Source organism: Neorhizobium sp. T25_13 (assembly GCF_002968675.1).
Lineage (GTDB): Bacteria > Pseudomonadota > Alphaproteobacteria > Rhizobiales > Rhizobiaceae > Neorhizobium > Neorhizobium tomejilense.
Map to the genome: position 1 here is coordinate 581,440 of NZ_PVBI01000003.1, position 17,227 is coordinate 598,666.

Annotated in this window: 15 protein-coding genes; 9 read left to right on the plus strand and 6 right to left on the minus strand. The window is 60.6% G+C overall.

Annotated features, from left to right (window positions below; translation table 11 throughout):
• Positions 1–159: 159 nt before the first annotated feature.
• Positions 160–2,481 (minus strand): bifunctional diguanylate cyclase/phosphodiesterase, encoded by a 2,322-nt coding sequence (locus C5J22_RS09925; RefSeq protein ID WP_245440334.1) that lies wholly within the window; start codon positions 2,479–2,481, stop codon positions 160–162.
• Positions 2,482–2,934: 453 nt separating this feature from the next.
• On the opposite strand from C5J22_RS09925, the gene C5J22_RS09930 reads away from it, so the two are divergent.
• From C5J22_RS09930 to C5J22_RS09940, 3 genes are all read left to right on the plus strand, one after another.
• Positions 2,935–3,495, plus strand: a complete 561-nt coding sequence (locus tag C5J22_RS09930; RefSeq protein WP_105438068.1) for a TRAP transporter small permease subunit — start codon at positions 2,935–2,937, stop codon at positions 3,493–3,495.
• A gap of 2 nt (positions 3,496–3,497) precedes the next feature.
• Positions 3,498–5,375 (plus strand): TRAP transporter large permease subunit, encoded by a 1,878-nt coding sequence (locus C5J22_RS09935; protein ID WP_105438069.1) that lies wholly within the window; start codon positions 3,498–3,500, stop codon positions 5,373–5,375.
• 322 nt (positions 5,376–5,697) lie between these two features.
• Positions 5,698–6,633 carry an FkbM family methyltransferase gene (locus C5J22_RS09940; protein WP_172746580.1) on the plus strand — a complete coding sequence of 312 codons (936 nt, stop codon included), beginning with the start codon at positions 5,698–5,700 and terminating at the stop codon, positions 6,631–6,633.
• Between the two features lie 73 nt (positions 6,634–6,706).
• Here C5J22_RS09940 and C5J22_RS09945 read toward each other — a convergent pair whose 3' ends face one another.
• On the minus strand, positions 6,707–7,813 hold the full coding sequence (locus tag C5J22_RS09945) for a TRAP transporter substrate-binding protein (protein WP_105438071.1): 1,107 nt from the start codon (positions 7,811–7,813) through the stop codon (positions 6,707–6,709).
• Positions 7,814–8,119: 306 nt separating this feature from the next.
• On the opposite strand from C5J22_RS09945, the gene C5J22_RS09950 reads away from it, so the two are divergent.
• On the plus strand, positions 8,120–8,893 hold the full coding sequence (locus tag C5J22_RS09950) for a gamma-glutamyl-gamma-aminobutyrate hydrolase family protein (protein ID WP_105438072.1): 774 nt from the start codon (positions 8,120–8,122) through the stop codon (positions 8,891–8,893).
• A 20-nt stretch (positions 8,894–8,913) separates the two neighbouring features.
• Here the strand turns inward: C5J22_RS09950 and C5J22_RS09955 are convergent, their stop codons facing one another.
• Complete coding sequence (locus C5J22_RS09955) at positions 8,914–9,936, minus strand: LacI family DNA-binding transcriptional regulator (protein ID WP_046668275.1); 1,023 nt, start codon at positions 9,934–9,936, stop codon at positions 8,914–8,916.
• Between the two features lie 115 nt (positions 9,937–10,051).
• Positions 10,052–10,546: a MarR family winged helix-turn-helix transcriptional regulator gene (locus C5J22_RS09960; RefSeq protein ID WP_105438073.1), complete on the minus strand. Its 495-nt coding sequence runs from the start codon at positions 10,544–10,546 to the stop codon at positions 10,052–10,054.
• An 83-nt stretch (positions 10,547–10,629) separates the two neighbouring features.
• Between C5J22_RS09960 and C5J22_RS09965 the strand changes: the two genes are divergently transcribed.
• The 5 genes from C5J22_RS09965 (at position 10,630) to C5J22_RS09985 (ending at position 14,443) form a co-directional block, all read left to right on the plus strand.
• Positions 10,630–11,427: a creatininase family protein gene (locus C5J22_RS09965; protein WP_105438074.1), complete on the plus strand. Its 798-nt coding sequence runs from the start codon at positions 10,630–10,632 to the stop codon at positions 11,425–11,427.
• Positions 11,428–11,484: 57 nt separating this feature from the next.
• The gene (locus tag C5J22_RS09970; protein ID WP_038589646.1) at positions 11,485–11,742 is read left to right on the plus strand and encodes a type II toxin-antitoxin system Phd/YefM family antitoxin; all 258 of its coding nucleotides are present in this window, start codon (positions 11,485–11,487) and stop codon (positions 11,740–11,742) included.
• Positions 11,739–12,137 (plus strand): type II toxin-antitoxin system VapC family toxin, encoded by a 399-nt coding sequence (locus tag C5J22_RS09975; RefSeq protein WP_105438075.1) that lies wholly within the window; start codon positions 11,739–11,741, stop codon positions 12,135–12,137. The genes C5J22_RS09970 and C5J22_RS09975 overlap by 4 nt, the downstream gene beginning before the upstream one ends.
• A gap of 142 nt (positions 12,138–12,279) precedes the next feature.
• Positions 12,280–13,398, plus strand: coding sequence for a GTP-binding protein (locus C5J22_RS09980; protein WP_105438076.1), 1,119 nt, complete (start codon positions 12,280–12,282; stop codon positions 13,396–13,398).
• 58 nt (positions 13,399–13,456) lie between these two features.
• Positions 13,457–14,443 carry a WD40 repeat domain-containing protein gene (locus C5J22_RS09985; RefSeq protein ID WP_105438077.1) on the plus strand — a complete coding sequence of 329 codons (987 nt, stop codon included), beginning with the start codon at positions 13,457–13,459 and terminating at the stop codon, positions 14,441–14,443.
• 400 nt (positions 14,444–14,843) lie between these two features.
• Here the strand turns inward: C5J22_RS09985 and C5J22_RS09990 are convergent, their stop codons facing one another.
• Together C5J22_RS09990 and C5J22_RS09995 are read right to left on the minus strand one after the other, a co-directional pair.
• Positions 14,844–16,001 (minus strand): GGDEF domain-containing protein, encoded by a 1,158-nt coding sequence (locus C5J22_RS09990; protein WP_105438078.1) that lies wholly within the window; start codon positions 15,999–16,001, stop codon positions 14,844–14,846.
• 89 nt (positions 16,002–16,090) lie between these two features.
• Complete coding sequence (locus tag C5J22_RS09995) at positions 16,091–17,122, minus strand: serine hydrolase (RefSeq protein ID WP_105438079.1); 1,032 nt, start codon at positions 17,120–17,122, stop codon at positions 16,091–16,093.
• Positions 17,123–17,227: the final 105 nt, after the last annotated feature.

Sequence of the window (17,227 nt, forward strand, 5' to 3'; positions counted from 1 at the left end):
TCCATGAGCTTTAACCATGGATTAACCCTAAAAGACCCATAGCCCGCAATGAATGGACCCCGATTTGAATAAAATTCTAAATGTTATGGTTAACAAACGGTTAACGGCCCCTCGCCAGCGTCCCAAAACCGTTAACACTGTTCTAATTTCAGGCGGGATTTAGCGCGCGGCGGCCCGGAGAGGCGAGGCCTGTGCATTTTTGGCACCACGCCGGATGGACGAAAGCTTGGCGGCGGGAGCAGCCTCGGCCGCCAGTTCGATGATCTTTTCGGAAGCAACCGGCACGGAGAAGACATAACCCTGTACCAGATCGGAGAACCGATGGCGGTTGATCAGCGCGAGCTGTTCCTTGGTCTCCACGCCTTCGACGACGATCTTGAGACCCAGTTCGCGGGACAGATGCACGATGCCGCGCAGGAGCTTCAGCTTGCGCTGGTCCTCGGCGATATTGCGGATGAACGCCCGGTCGATCTTGACCACGTCGAGCGGCAGGGAGTCGAGATAGCTCAGGCTCGAGAAGCCGGTGCCGAAATCGTCGATCGCGATCGTCACCCCGGTCACGCGGAACTGGTTGAGAATGGCGCTGACCGCCACCGGCTCGTCCATGAAGCAGCTTTCGGTGACTTCGAGATGCAGCCGCGACGGATCGAGCGAATAGCGCTTCAGAACGTCCGCCACATAACCGACGATGTCGTCGTTGCGCAGGTCCTGGATCGAGAGGTTGACGGAAACGGCCATCGGCTCCGGCCAGGTCGCGCAGTCGCGGCAGGCCTGGTCGAGCACCAGATGGGTGATATGCGAGACCAGCCCCATGTCCTCGGCCATCGGGATGAAGACATTCGGGCCCACCATGCCGCGCTCCGGATGGCGCCAGCGCACCAGCGCCTCGCTGCATTCGATGCCGGAACCGTCGGGACGATACATCGGCTGGTAGACGACATGCAGGCCATGGTTTTCGATCGCCTGGCGAAGGTCGACGCGGAGCTTCTGCTCGTCGATATACTGGGCGTCCATTTCCGAAAGGAACACTGTCAGCGTACCGTTGCCGGTGGATTTCGCGTGGTTGAGTGCAAGGTCCGCCTTGATCTGCCAGTTTTCCATGTCGAAGTCCTGCGACGGCAGGATGACGCAGCCGCTGTTCATCGAAACAGGAAGGCGAAGCCCGTCGACGTAATAGTCGCCCTGGATCTCGGCGTGGATGCGGCGGATCTGACGCTCCAGCTCGCAATCGTCGTCGCCGCCGGTCAGCAACACGACGAACTCGTCGCCGACCAGGCGGCCCGCCAGCAGGCCGTCGCTCTTCAGTGCTGTAAGTCTTGCCGCGATCGCCGCAAGCAATCGGTCGCCGACCACGTGGCCGCGCAGGTCGTTGACATGCTTGAACCCGTCCACGTCGAACATCGCGAGCGCCGCCAGGGCTTCGCCCCGCCGTTTCAGCTTCTTGGTCGCAAGATCCGCGAAGTGGCCTCGGTTCGGCAGGCCGGTCAAGGCGTCGAACCGTACCATGTGCAGCACCTTTTCCTCGGCTGCGAGACGGGCGGTGACGTCTTCGAAGATCAGCACGACACCGCCGTCGGTGCGCGGGCTGACCGAGAATTCGAGATGGCGGTCGTCCTTGAACTTGAAGAGAGCGCGCTCGAGCGAGCCGTCGGCAAGTTTGGAAAGCTGGCGCAGGATGGTCTCGGGCGCATTCTCCGCATCCTCGCAGAGCACGGCGGCGAAATCGCGGTCCTTGAGATCGCTCTTCTTGTCGAGGCCGAGCAGATCGCGGGCGCGGCGGTTGATCACCTGGATCTTGCCTTCGCCGTCGAGCATCACCAGGCCGTGGGAAATCGTCTTCAAGGCGATATCGAAGCGGCCGGCGATGATCGCCATCTTCCGGGACGCGATGACGTTTTCATAAAGGAATTCGCGCACACCGTTGGCCATCGACCTCGTGGTCAGGCCGAAGGGGATGAGCAGCAGCGACATCAGCGCCAGATGCAGATCCTCGGTGAACAGGCAGGCAATCAGGATCGGGCCGCAACAGCCGAGCGTCTGGAGATCGACGGCGATGCGCGAACCATAGTTGCGGCCGACGATCGACATCATCGAGCCGAGCGTCATGGCGATGCAGGTGAAGCCGACGAACGGGTTTTCCAGCACCAGCAGGGCATAGCCGCTGGCGATGCCGAGCAGGAAGGCCGCAAGGAACGCGCCGATCACATATTGCTGCTCCCAGGCGGCGATGCCGTCATAGGTGAGCGCCCCCTTGTCCACCTTGTCGAACCGCTGGAACCAGTACATGCGATAGGCAAAGACCGCCGCGAAGCCGCAGGCGAACAGGAGATAGAATTGCGCACCGCTGTAATGGAAAACGAGCAGGCACCACAGGACGTGAACAACCACGCCGGTCCATAGTGTGCCGCGATTTCCAAATAGCGACGTGACGAACGACAGATACACATCCGTCGACAGCGTCTTCGCTTCTGTCTCTTTCATCGGGTTCATCCCTTGTCTTCCGGTCGACACTGCGGGAAACCTTTTAAAAATTGCTTGTCCGCGGGCCGCAGCCCCCCTTTCATTGGGGGGTTCTTGAGAGTTTGCTGAATAAATTGACAACAGGATAGCTAAAATTTCGAGGCGGCCCTTCGGTCAAGCCTAGCCACACTATAACGCTCCGGCAGGTCTCCGCTGCACTTTCATCGTCGGCTTATAAGACTTTCGTCCATCGTCGCCCCTTAAAGCGCTCGATGCCAGCACTAAACGTTTGAATTCCGAGTACAAAGGTACGCTGGGGCGCAGGCATTCGGCTCGCCAGATTGATTTTTGTGGCAGTAGCCAATAAAGCTCGGCACCACTGCGGAAAGCGATGGACGTTGTTCTTCCGGAGCTACGCTATCCTATGACGATCCCGGGGCCGGGGCACCAATCAAAAAGGTCCAAGGAGGGGAAATGGTTTTGTTGCTTGCATTTAGTCGCGTCGTTGACATTGTCACGACGGCGATTGGTAAATCAGTGTCGTGGCTCCTGCTTGCCGCAGTGTTGATCAGCGCCGGAAACGCTGTAATCCGCAAGGCATTGGACATATCATCCAATGCATGGCTGGAGGTGCAATGGTACCTTTTCGGCACGGTTTTCATGCTTGCCGCAGCGTATGCGCTCTTGAAGAACGAACATGTCCGCATCGACATCCTGTCTTCGAATTGGTCAAAGCGCACGCGCGATATACTTGATCTTGTGCTGCACATCATCTTCCTGGTGCCGTTTGCAAGCCTGATGACCTACCTCGCCTGGCCCTGGTTCTGGCTCTCGTTTCGCTCGGGAGAGATTTCCTCGAACGCCGGAGGCTTGATCATCTGGCCAGCCAAACTCGTTGTCCTCCTTGGTTTTGGGCTTCTTCTCCTGCAGGCTTTCTCAGAGATCATAAAGCGGTACGCGGTGGTGACCGGGAGGATTGACGATCCACGTGAAGACACCGCCGGCGCTATGCCGCCGGCTGCGACGGAGGTCTGAGAATGATCGACTTCATCGCCCATAATCTCCCGCTGGTGATGTTTTCCAGCGTCATGCTGATGCTGCTGCTCGGCTATCCGGTCGCCTTCACGCTTGCCGCGGGCGGATTGCTGTACTTCGTGATCGGCGTGGAACTGTCCGCGATCTCACCGCAAATCAACCTTTTCTGGCCTTTGCTGCAATCCCATCCGGACCGGATCTATGGGATCATGTACAACGACACCCTGTTGGCGATCCCGTTCTTCACCTTCATGGGCATCATTCTGGAACGGTCCCGCATGGCGGAAGACCTGCTGGATACGATCGGGCAGCTCTTCGGCCCGATCCGCGGCGGGCTTGCCTACGCCGTCATCCTCGTCGGCGCCCTGCTCGGTGCGACGACCGGCGTTGTGGCCGCGTCAGTGATGGCTATGGGACTTATATCCATGCCGATCATGATGCGGTATGGATATAACCGGCCCTTCGTCTCGGGCACGATCGCCGCGTCCGGAACGCTCGCACAGATCGTGCCGCCTTCCCTTGTCCTGATCGTCATGGCCGACCAGTTGGGCCGGTCTGTCGGCGACATGTATGTCGGTGCGCTTTATCCCGCGCTGTTGATCGTCGCGACCTACTGCATCTACGTATTTGCAGTCTCCATCATCAAGCCGGAATGGGCGCCTGCCCTGCCCACAGAGGCGCGCACGCTGGGGAACGGCGTCACCTCCCTGATCGTCATGATGGCGATCTCGATAGGCCTCTATTATCTCGGCCTGAATGTCCTGTTCGGCGGCATTGCCAGCCCTGAATGGCGGCTCGTTGCGGCTCTGGCATTCGCGGTGCTGGCCGCATACCTGGTCGCCATAATAAACAGCCGCCTACAGAACAAGATTATCTCACGGCTCGCCGAACAGGTGATCATCGTTCTCATTCCGCCGCTCGCGCTGATCTTCCTGGTCCTCGGCACGATTTTCCTGGGGATAGCGACACCAACCGAGGGCGGCGCCATGGGTGCCACCGGTGCCCTGCTCCTTTCTCTTGCCAAAGGCCGCCTGAACTTTTCGACGGTCAAGAACGCTCTGGATGCCACGACCAAGCTTTCGGCCTTCGTCATGATGATCCTGATCGGGGCCCGAGTCTTCGGCCTCACCTTCTACGGGATCAACGGCAACGTTTGGATTGAGGAACTGCTCCTTGCGCTTCCAGGCGGTGAATACGGCTTCCTGATCGTCGTCACGATTATCGTATTCATCCTCGGCTGCTTCCTGGATTTCTTCGAAATCGCCTTTATCATGGTGCCGTTGCTGGCACCGGTCGCAGACAAGCTCGGGATCGATCTCGTCTGGTTTGGCATTATCCTGGGCGTCAATCTCCAGACATCGTTTCTGACACCTCCCTTCGGCTTTTCGCTGTTCTTCCTGCGCTCCATCGCGCCCGCCGCCCCTTGGCTGGACAAGGTCACGGGCAGGACGATGCCGGGCATTAAAACCCTTGAGATATACAAGGGCGTCTTCCCCTACATCGTCATCCAGTTCGCGATGATTTTGGTCGTGATTTTCTTCCCCGGACTGGTGATGCACTATAAAACGGACAATCCCACTATGAGTCCGAACGATGTACAGATCCAATTGCCTGGTATCGGCGACCAGGGGAGCGGCAACCAGCCAGCGTTCGGCCTGCCGCCTTTGGGACCGGGAAGCGGCGGCTTGAGCCAGCCCGGAGGCCTTGGGGGGCTCCCACCTCTCAACTTCGGTGCTCCCGGACAATCCGCGCCTGCGCCCTCGATGGGCTTGCCTCCCACGGACGGGCTTCCCGGCCAGCCCCCCTCGACACCGGCGCCGCAGACAGCCCCGCCTGCCCAGACACCTGATCTCAGCCAGCCACCGAAGATCAACCCGTAGGACCGACGGCTTCCGACCACCCTTGATAGGGACATATCTTAAGGAGGACAGAGTTGACGCTCTGTCCTCCATCGCTGCTCCTGCCCGCATGGCGGCCCAGCGAAGTCCGGCCAGCTCGGAGCCCCTACGTCAAATTCGTCTTTTGGCCGTTCCTCTACCGCAATAGTCGTATGCGGATCGAGGTCCGGCGCCAGATCCCGGTGCAGCTAACACTTAGGTAGCCATACTAACCGGCCCATCGAGCCTATAGAGTTTGGCAGACGGCACGATGCTGAAGTCGGTCGTCCCCAAATCAGTTTGGCTGAAGCGCTCGGGGCCTGACATGCAGATAAGCCACGTATTGCCGAATGCGATGTACGTTGTGCGAAGGTCGATCGGTCGCACCATAGTCGAGCCGTTGCGGCGCAGGCGGTTTGCAAAAGAGAGCGACGTCTTCATTCACTGCACCAACCGGGGATACATCTTCAAACTCGACCCCGCTCAAAGCATCGATGAGGCCATCTTCGTCGAAGGCTGCTTTGAAGGACGGTTTCTGGAATTCCTGCAGGGCCGATTCGAGCCCGGCGCCGTGGCACTCGATGTCGGCGCCAATATCGGCAACCACGCCATTCACCTCAATCGAGACTTCGCCGAGATCCATTGCTTCGAGCCGAACCCCGAAGTCTTCAGGCGGTTGACCGACAACATTCGCTCGAACCGGCTCGCCAACATCCGGCTGCATCAGGCAGCTCTCGGCGATTGCGACGACACGCTGATGTTCCGCGAAAATCTCGAAGGCAACCTGGGCGCCAGCGGCTTTGTGGACGATGACCGGCCATCGGGGCATAGCCGCATCCTGCGCCTGCCGGTTTTCCAAGCCGACAAACTCGTCAGGCAACTCGGAATAACCAGGGTCGATTTCATCAAGATCGATGTCGAGGGGTTCGAGCAGCGGGTTCTGAAAGGACTGCGCGAAACCATCACCTTCAACCGGCCTATCGTGTCCTTCGAGTTCCACGGCCATCTCGCAGGGCCCGACGACTTCGGCAAGCTCACCGCCTGCCTGCCGGATTATCAACTCTACGACCTGGAATATGCGCCCGCGTCGGCTTCAACGCTGGAAAAGCTGAAATGGAATTTCCGCCATGGCGGCGCGCCGGTTCTCAAACGGTTCGATCGCCCCGAGGCGCGGACCTACGAAAACATACTGGCCTTTCCTTCCCCGGAAGTCTTCAGCCGCTTCACGAACCGCCCTTCGGCCTCCCGCTTCTCGGCCTGATGGTATCAGCCCAGACAAAAACCCCGGACCTTTCGATCCGGGGTTCCTGAAATGAAACTTGCCTGATCTGGGATCAGAGCTTGCCGCTGCGCTGCTGGATCATCATGAAGGTGTCGTAGGTATATTCCGACAGCTGCATCCAGAGATAGGCTTCCTTCTTGAAGGCGACCTGATCTTCGTAGATCTTCTTGAACGTCTCGTTCGAAGCCGAAATTTCCTTGTAGACCTCAAGAGAGGCCTTGTAGCAGGCTTCGAGGATTTCCTGGCTGAACGGGCGAAGGGTGGTGCCCTGCGAGACGATCTGCTTGATCGCCGTCGGGTTCTTCGTGTCGTATTTCGCCATCATGCTGGTATTGGCAAACGCGCAGGCGTCGGTCAGCGCCGCCTGGTAACTCTTCGGCAGGGCGTTCCACTTGTCCAAATTCATAAAGGCGTGGATGACCGGGCCACCTTCCCAGAAGGCCGGATAGTAGTAGTATTTGGTCACCTTGTAGAAGCCGAGCTTGTGGTCGTCATAGGGGCCGACCCATTCCGCCGCATCGATCGTGCCTTTTTCGAGCGCCGGATAGATATCGCCGCCAGGTATCTGCTGCGGCACGACACCGAGCTTCTCGACCACCCGGCCGGCAAGCCCGGCGATGCGCATCTTGACGCCCTTGAAATCGTCTACGGTGTTGATTTCCTTCCGGAACCAACCACCCATCTGAGCGCCCGTATTACCCGCGGGAAGCCCGTAGACATTGTACTTGGCGTAGAATTCGTTCAGGAACTTGCTGCCGTTGCCTTCGTAGAACCATGCATTGCTCAGTCGCGCGTTGAGGCCGAAAGGAATTGCAGTGCCGATGGCAAACGTTGGATCCTTGCCTACGAAATAGTAGGAGCAAGTATGACACATTTCGACCGTCGCGTTACTGACGGCATCCAAAGCCTGACCGGCCGGCACGACTTCACCGGCCGCAAACGGCTGAATGGTGAAATTGCCGTCGGTTGCTGCGGCGACATGCTTGGCGATGTCTTCCGCGCCGCCATAGATGGTGTCCAGCGACTTCGGAAATGAAGACGTCAGACGCCAGGTGATTTTCGGGCTCGACTGCGCGATGGCCGGTGCGGCGAGCACCGTAGCGGCAGCTGCGCCGGCGCCGGTGACGGCGGCCTTTTTAAAGAATGAACGACGATCCATGAAATACCTCCCAGTAAGACAAACCGGAGGGATTATTTGTTCCCACTCCCCCGATCCTGCGGCGAGGTAACCATTTTGGCCTATGGGTTGCAAGCGCCGGAGCTAATATTCCTTAATGCGGGAACGTCTTTTGTTCTTAGACTTTCGTAGCGTCCTGCCCAAACTGGATTCACAAGTTATTTCAAAGCGCCAATGCTTATTCTTTGGGCAGCACCGTCCCCCGAAGCAGCCCTCGATCTTGACTTGAAGCGCGGTGCCGCGGCACAACGAAAAGAGACGCGATAGCGAGCCTCGTTGGAGAGCCTGATGCCGAAACCGATCATCGCCCTGCCTGCCGATATCCGCCAACTGGATGGAGCGATCTGGCATGCCTCGCCGAACCAGTATGTCCAGGCGGCATTGAAGGTGGCTGATGTGATGACCTTCATCATTCCGGCTTTCGAAGAAGGCAACGAGACTGACGCCATCCTCGACCGGGTCGATGGCGTGCTGGTTTCCGGTTCGGCGACCAATGTTCACCCGTCGCTCTATGGCAGAGAGGCAACGGCCAGCGACGGTCCCTTCGACCCGGCCCGCGACGCGACCTCCCTGCCCCTCATCCGCCGGGCGATCGACCGCGGCATTCCGCTGCTCGCCATCTGCCGCGGCATCCAGGAACTGAACGTGGCACTGGGCGGCACGCTGGCGAGCGAAATCCAGGACCAGCCGGGCATCTGGGACCACCGCAAACCCGATGTGAAGGAGCGCGACAGCATGTATGCGATCCGCCAGCCGGTCTTCATCGAGGAAGGCTCCTGCATCGCCAACCATCTCGGGCTGACAGGCGAAGTCCAGGTGAACTCGCTGCACCGCCAGGCGATCGCCGAAACCGCTCCCAGGCTGAAGGTCGAAGCGACAGCCGAAGACGGCACGATCGAGGCGGTTTCGGTCATCGACGCGAAAAACTTCGCCGTCGGCGTGCAATGGCACCCGGAATACTGGGCGGAAACCGATGCGCCGTCACGGGCGCTGTTCCAGGCCTTCGGCGAGGCTGTCCGCGCTTATGCTGCCCGCAAGACGCTGACCAATGTGGCGGCTTGACGCGGCTGCTGTGTTGAACCTCAGGCCCTTGGCCGGTGCACGCCGGTCGATTGGCGGATGCGCATTTCCGGCTTGATCAGATGGATGCCGTCCGGCTCGTGGCTGCCGGCAAGCCGGTCGAGCAGGGCGCGCGCCGCAAGCCGGCCGACTTCCGTCTGGCCGTTCCACACGGTCGTCAGCGCTGGCGTCGCGATCGAGGCTTCCTCGAGATCGTCGTAACCGGTGACGGAGATGTCATGGCCGGGCATCAGCCCGGCGCGGGCAATGCCGTTCATCAGGCCGATCGCCACCAGATCGTTCCAGCAGACAGCTGCTGTCGGCTTCTGCGGCAGGGAGAGGAAATGCACCGCCGCCTCGAACCCGCCCTGCTTCGAACGCGGACCGGGGAGGCGAAGGTTCGGATCGACCTCGATGCCCGCCTTGCGCAGCGCGTTGACATAACCCTGGTAACGGTCGCGGCCGGTCGATGTCTGGTCCGTGCCGCCGATCATGGCGATCACCCGATGTCCGAGGCCGATCAGATGGTTCGTGGCAAGCGAAATGCCGTAGCTGTCGTCGCCGCGATAGGTCGGCAGTTCGACGCCTTCCATCGAACGGGCGACGAGGATGGCCGGCATGCCGTTCTCCTCGGCAAGCCTCATATCCTCGATCGGCGTGCCGATCGCCGGCGACATGATCACCCCGTCACCACCGAGCTGCAGCAGCGTTTCGATGAAGGTACGCTGTTTTTCGACCGAATCGTAATGGTTGGAAAGGATGAAGGTATGACGGCTGCGGTCGAGCTCGCTTTCGATCGCTTTCAGGATTTCCCCGTAGAACGGGTTCATGATGTCGTGCACCACGACGCCGATAATGCCAGAACGCGAGGTGCGCAGGCTGGCGGCCCGGCGGTTGTAGATATAACCGAGCGCTCTTGCCTGTTCCTTGATTTTTTCCCGGGTATCGGCCGCCACGAGCGGGCTGTCGCGCAGCGCAAGCGATATCGTGGCAGTTGAAAGACCAAGGCTCTCGCCAATCGTCGACAACTTGATCTTTTGCGCCATTTCCCCCACCCGCAATGGCCGGCATCGCTATCCGATGCTCGAATTAAACTTTAAATAAACAATTTAATTCCGTGCGACAATCCTGTGGCCGCGAAAATCTGGAGGGAAATCAGCCTCAGTCGTCCGAGGGCTCGGACTGGAGATTCTGCTCGATGGTCTTGAGGAGCTTGAGGAGCGTGCGGATCTCCTTGTCGGAGAGACCTTTTGCAGCGATCGAGCCGCACTCGGAGACCGAGCGGCCGATCTGTTCGACGGTCTGCAATCCGGCTTCCGTCAGATGCACCTTGGTGAGGCGCCCGTCTGTGCCGTCAGCGCGACGTTCCAGAAACCCCTGGGCTTCCATGCGGCCGATCGTGCGGGTCATGGTCGGGGCCTTGACGCCGAGCCGTATGGCGAGCTGGCCGGGGGTCATGCCGTCTTCTTCGGCAAGAATCAGGATGACACCGTCCTGGCCGGCATAAAGCCCGCTTTCGCCGAGGCTGCGGCTGAGCGCTGTGCGCATGGAGCGGGCGGCCTGGGTGATCGCCGGCGCAAGGTCGGTGGCCGAAAGGCCTTCCAGTTCCTTCTTCTTGCCGGACTTGGCTTTTTTGTCGCCCTTCTTCTTGCTCATTCGCTCCGCCCGTTTTGCCCTAAAGAAGTAGCCGTTATATCTGTGGCGCGCTATCCATATCGAAACCGGGAAACCACCGCCAGATGTCGCACCCTTCGCCACGCTATCATGACAATGATACGACACTTGCGTCCACAGAAAGGCGAAACTGGGTCGCCGTCCTGCCGCTCGGCGCCCATGAGCAGCACGGACCGCACCTGCCGTTCGAGACCGACACGCTGATCGCCGAGGGTCTCGTCTCGCGCCTGATCCCTGCCCTGCCTGCCGGCCTGCCGGTCACGTTCCTGCCCACGGAACCCGTCGGTTATTCGATAGAACATATGGATGTCGCCGGTACGAAGACACTTGCCTTCGATGAAGCCGTTTACCGCTGGCTCGGCATTGCCGGCGATCTTCACGCCAAGGGCATCAAGAAGCTGGTGCTGCTCAACGCCCATGGCGGCAATTCTCCGCTCATGACCATCGTCGCGACCGAGGCGCGGGTGCGGTTCGGCATGCTGGTGGTCGCCACGAGCTGGACCCGCTTCGGCCAGCCCGCCGGCTGGATCGCCCCGGAGGACAAGGCAGTCGACATCCACGGCGGAGACATCGAGACTTCGGTCATGCTGGCGCTCCATCCGGACCGGGTCAATATGGCGAGGGCCGAAAACTTCCCGTCCCGCCAATCGGACTTTTCCCGTGATTTCAGACATCTGCGCGCCTACGGCCCGCACGCCTTCGGCTGGAAGATGTCCGACCTCAACCCCAAAGGCGTCGCCGGCAACGCGGCTGCTGCAACGGCGGAACGCGGTGAGATGCTGGTTGCGCATGCTGTGACGGGCATCATCGAGCTGCTGGAGGATGTGGCGCGGTTTGATGTCGGAACATTGGAGCATAGTTGAATCGACGGCATGATAAGCGTATATTTGGACCATCTAATTGGACCAATGGAGCACCTAATGGAAATTTCAGTGAGCGAGGCCAAAGCAAGTCTGACTGAACTCCTTCATCGCGCGGAGGCTGGAGAAGATGTTGTTCTCACGCGAAGAGGTCATAAGATCGCAAGGCTTGTACCCATTGAGCCGGAGCTGACCCGCGATCAACGCAGAGCGCTGATCGAAGAGATCAGAGCAATGGCGCCTGCACCTGATGGCAATGACGTACCTGCGGAACGAAGCCAGGATTTTCTCTATGGTGACGATGGCCTGCCGGCATGATTGTGGTCGACACGTCAGCGTTGATCGCCATCGTCAAGAATGAAATTGGTGCCCTTGACTGCCAAGAGGTGCTCACAAGGGAATCGAAGGTCCTCCTCAACGCCGCTACTCTCACCGAAGCACTGATTGTGGCTCGTGGAAAGAAATGTCTGGCTGGTCTTACCAACCTGATTGACCGGCTTCCCATCACCATCATCGAACTGGATGCTGTAAGAGCAGAACGGGCTGCGGCCGCTTACGCTCTGTTCGGCAAAGGCTTTCACAAGGCGTCGCTCAATTTCGGCGATTGCTTCGCTTATGCGACAGCGAAGGAATTCAACTGTCCGCTTCTCTATGTCGGAGAGGATTTCGCGAGAACGGACGTGGTTTCCGCAATCGCGTCGCCGTCAGCGTGAGCAGCAGGATCACCCGGCGTCAGCTGCAATTCCGATGTGATCTTATAACATACAAACCCTTTGAACTCGTCCCGGCTTGCCCTTATATGAGACGAACAAAGCTTCCGCGCCGATCGGGCGCTCTCAAGTCCTCGAGGTTTTCATGACCGAAACAGCCACCGTCAAGCCCGTTCCCGTCACCGTGCTCACCGGTTATCTCGGCGCCGGCAAGACGACGCTCCTCAACCGCATTCTCTCCGAAAGCCATGGCAAGAAATACGCGGTCATCGTCAACGAGTTCGGCGAGATCGGCATCGACAACGACCTGATCGTCGAGTCGGACGAAGAAATCTACGAAATGAACAACGGCTGCGTCTGCTGCACGGTACGCGGCGACCTGATCCGCGTCGTCGAGGGCCTGATGCGCCGCCCGGGCCGCTTCGACGGCATCATCGTGGAGACCACCGGCCTTGCCGATCCGGTGCCGGTCGCCCAGACCTTTTTCATGGATGACGACGTGCGCGCCAAGACCGAGCTCGATGCGGTCGTCGCCCTTGTCGATGCCAAGCACCTGCCGCTGCGCCTGAAGGACAGTCGCGAGGCCGAAGACCAGATCGCCTTTGCCGACGTCGTCGTCATCAACAAGACCGACCTCGTTTCGCCGGAAGAACTGGCGATCATCGAGGATGTCGTGCGCGCCATCAACCCGACTGCTCGCGTCTACAAGACCACCCGTTCCGGCGTCGATCTCGCCCGCGTGCTCGACCAGGGCGCCTTCAACCTGGAGCGCGCGCTCGAAAACGATCCGCATTTCCTCGATCAGGGCCATGACGACCATGTCTGTGGCCCGGACTGCGACCATGACCATGGGCACGACCACCATCATCATGACCACGACCATCATGCACATGACCACGATCACGATCATCACGGCCATGATCACCACCATCATCACCACGGCGAGATGTCGCCTATCCATGACGTGACGGTGAAGTCGATCTCGCTGCGCGGCGGCGAGATGAACCCGGAACGGTTCTTCCCCTGGATCCAGAAGATCACCCAGACGGACGGCCCTAGCATCCTGCGCCTGAAGGGCATCATCGCCTTCAAGGGCGACGAGGAACGTTATGTCGTGCAGGGCGTCCACATGATCGTCGAGGGCGACCACCAGCGTCCGTGGAAGGATGGCGAAAAGCGCGAATCGCGCCTCGTCTTCATCGGCCGCGATCTCGATGTCGACAAGATCGAGAAGAGCTTCAGGGCATGTGAGGTAGCGGCATGACGCCGAAAAGTGTGAAGCGGTTTTCGGACCACGTCATGCCCTGGAGAAATGCTGCCTGATGCCGACAGTCGCACCGCTTGATCTCGAAGGCCATGTCGTCGCCGCGCATTTCCTCGGCGACGTCCCATTCTTCGCCACCGCCGCCGGCACCATCCACCGCCTGGATGGCGGCGAGAAAGTCACCGAGGCCCATCAGGGCCTTCTGACCTGCATCCGCGATCCCTTCAGCGCCACGCTGCTGACCGGCGGCGAGGACGGCAAAGTGATGCGCATCGGCAGCAATGGCGAGGCGATCCTGATCGCCGAAGCTCCCCGCAAGTGGATCAGCGTCGTCGCCGGCGGCCCGCAGAATGCGGTCGCCTATGCGCATGGCAAGTCCAGCTTCGTGAAGCAGAGCGACGGCACGCTGAAGGAATTTCCCGAAGAGCGCAGCGTCGAAGGCCTCGCCTTCGCCGGCAAGGGTCTCAGGATCGCGGCTGCCCGTTACAACGGCGTCTCGTTGCACTGGGTCGGCACCAATGCGCCGCCGGTCGATCTCGAATGGAAGGGCGCCCATAACGCCGTCACCTTCTCGCCCGATGGGCGTTTCCTGGTGACGACCATGCAGGAAAACGCCCTGCACGGCTGGAAGCTCGACGGCAAGCCGGGCGAAAACCGCCATATGCGGATGACCGGTTATCCGGCCAAGGTAAAGTCTCTCTCCTGGTCGCCGAAGGGCAAGTGGCTCGCCTCGTCGGGCGCGCCGGCGGCGATCGTCTGGCCGTTTTCGGCAAAGGACGGGCCGATGGGCAAGGCGCCGCAGGAACTTGGCACCCGCGCCAATATCATGGTCACGTCCGTGGCCTTCCATCCCGCCGAGGAAGTGCTCGCCATCGGTTTCATCGACGGCATGATCCTTGGCGTCAGGCTCGCCGACGCAAAAGAAGCGCTTCTGCGCCGGCCCGGCAAGGGCGGCATTACCGGATTGAGCTGGAGCGCCAACGGCAAGCTCGTCGCCTTCGCGTCCGATGCCGGCGATTGCGGCGTCATCGATATTGCAGCCTGAAATCTCGCAACACAAATAACCGCGGCGGAGAAATCTCCGCCGGGGCCTGGTCCATGTGGGATGGGCAGGCAGCGTATATGAAGTGGTATGGGTGTCAGGCCGTGCTGCCTGCCCGATCGCTCCGGTTTTTCCCGAAAGGCGGGTAACGGATGGTCTGGATCCGAAACTTGAACCTTTCGACGGTCGACGCCCTGACGGCGCCTTCCTCACCTTTGCGACCATCACCGGACGCCGGATGCTCTCCGTGAGATGCGACCCGGTTCGCGACCCGGCCCTGCCCTGTGACGCGACCACTATAACCGCGCCGGCGCAGGCGGGGATGCCGCGGAACTGTTTCGACGGAAAATTGCTTCAAACGAAAAGGGAATTTCCGTTCGCCCCGGCGAAAGCGTCCCCGCCTTCACGCCGCGTGGCGGTCTTCCGCGAACGTATCGATACCGTCGCGGCCGTTGCGCTTGCGGGCATAGAGCGCCAGGTCGGCCCGCTGCAGCAGGGTTTCGAGGTCGCCAGGACCGCATATCTCGGTCGCCACGCCGATGCTGAGTGTCGGTTGCACGACAAGGCCCTCCATCTCGGCGAGGGAAGCGGCAAAGGCGGCGCGGATCTTCTGGGCCGTCTCGACGGCCTTTTCGATCGGGCACCCTTTGAGCACGATCACAAACTCGTCGCCGCCCTGCCGAGCGAAGAGATCGTGGCTGCGCAGGTGCAGGGATGCAGAGGAGGCGAACCGCCGCAACACCTCGTCGCCAACCCCATGGCCATGCGTATCGTTGAGCTGCTTGAAACGGTCGACATCGATGAGCATCAGGGCGACCGGCCCTGGCTCGAGACCAGCATAGGAACGCATCAAACCGCCGCGGTTGAGCACGCCGGTCAGGGCGTCGCGATCCGCCAGGTAGGTGAGCTTGTTTCCCGCCCGTTCGGCCGCCATCAGATTGATGACGATGCTTCGCAATGCCAGGAAGGGTGCGGCCCAGAGCCCCAGCCAGGCATCCGCGCCGTTGCCGGCGGCAAACAAGCCGCCTTCGCCGATCCAGCCCGTCACCGCAAGGACGGTGCGAGCCGCAAAGATGGCCGCGGTCGGCAGGTAGATCGCAGCGACCAGCCATGCCGACCGCAGCTTCTCCTGCCGTGCGAGGCGAATACCCTCCAGCATCACCAGGAGGTCGCCGAGGGCGCAGACGAGCGAGAAGATGGCGATGCGCGGCGCAGTACTGGCATCGTCCCGCCACAAGAGGATCAGCGGCGCCGAAAGAACGGCGAGGATCAGCCAACTCAGGCCCCAACGGGCCGGACGGCCGCCGAAAAGCCGAACGGAGACGATCAACAACAGATAGCCGACCAGGATCAGGTTGTTGCCGATCAGGATCGAGACGACATCCGGCAACACGTTTCGCAAGCCGACGCTGAACAGGCCGGCTCCGATGACGATGCCGCTGGCGCTCCACCAGAACAGCCAGCGTTCAAACCGGCCGCTGGAATAGGCGATCATCTGGACGATGCCCAGGACAGAGCAGGTCATAGCCGAGACGATATAGATCGTCCGCAGATCCAGCATGAAACACCCCCAATGGCGACGCGGGGCATGCTAGCGTCAGTCGGTTACGATTCAGTGTGCCCGGTCATTCAAGTTTATACAAACTGGCTTCAAACGATGCGGACAGCTCCGATGATTTCGGCGAGCAGGTGGTGCAGGTCGTCGCGATAACCGCTGCGGGCTGAGGGGCCGCTTTCGTCTGACGTCATCACCACGGTGAGGCCGAGCGACGGCACGATATAGAGCATCTGCCCGCCATAACCCCAGCCGAACTTGACCTCCTCGCCGCCGATATTGCGCAGGAACCAGCCGTATCCGTAACCGTCGCCGGAAAAGCGCGAATTGGTGCGCGGTGTCCAGGACTGGTCGATCCAATCCTTCGAGACGACCTGGCGGCCGTCCTTCATCTTGCCGCCGTTGCGGTAGAGTTCCCCGAAGGCCAGAAGCGAGCGGGCCGTCATCGCCATCTGGTTGCCCCCGAGATAGATGCCCTGGCGATCGCGTTCCCAGGAGCCGATCCGGAACCCGTCGATCGGATCCAGCCATTCCCGTGCCAGCGCCAGCGTCGACTTCCCGCCCACCTTGGTGAGGACCGCCGAAAGCAGGTGACTGGAGGCGGTCGAATAGAGCATCGAACCGCCGGGATCGTCGTCGAACGGCTGGGCGAGTGCGAACCGCACCCAATTGCGGCTCGCGATCCAGCGGCCATAGTTCGGCCCGGACAACCTTCCGAGCCCCGCCTGCATCGAAAGCAGATTGCCGATGGTGATCGTGTGGATGCGCGGGTCCGGATTGGCCGGCAGGTCGGCCTTCAGGATCGGCGCGATCTTCTGGTCGGGACCTTCGAGCAGCCGGCGTTCGATGGCGATGCCGGTCAGCGCCGAGATGATCGACTTCGAGGCCGACTTGATGTTGGTGGAGGCGTCCAGCGAATGACCGTTGAACGCCCGCTCGGCAAGCATCCCGCCACCACGGGCGACCAGAACGACCTTCAAGGGCTCCAACTCCGCCGCACCGCCGAGCACGGTATCGAGCGTCACCGGCGGCTGCGGCACAGATGCCTGGGGCGCGCCCTGGGCAAGGCTGCGGGCCGCAGTCAAGGCGAAAGGGAGGGACAGGAGGGTTGCGCGGCGTGTGATCATGCAGCGAAGCTAGGACGGCCAGGCGGCCGAGACTATGGCGGAAAGGCTCGTTTCACGCAGAGATGATGGAGTGTGAAGCCGCTTCTCCGCGCATGGACAACCGAA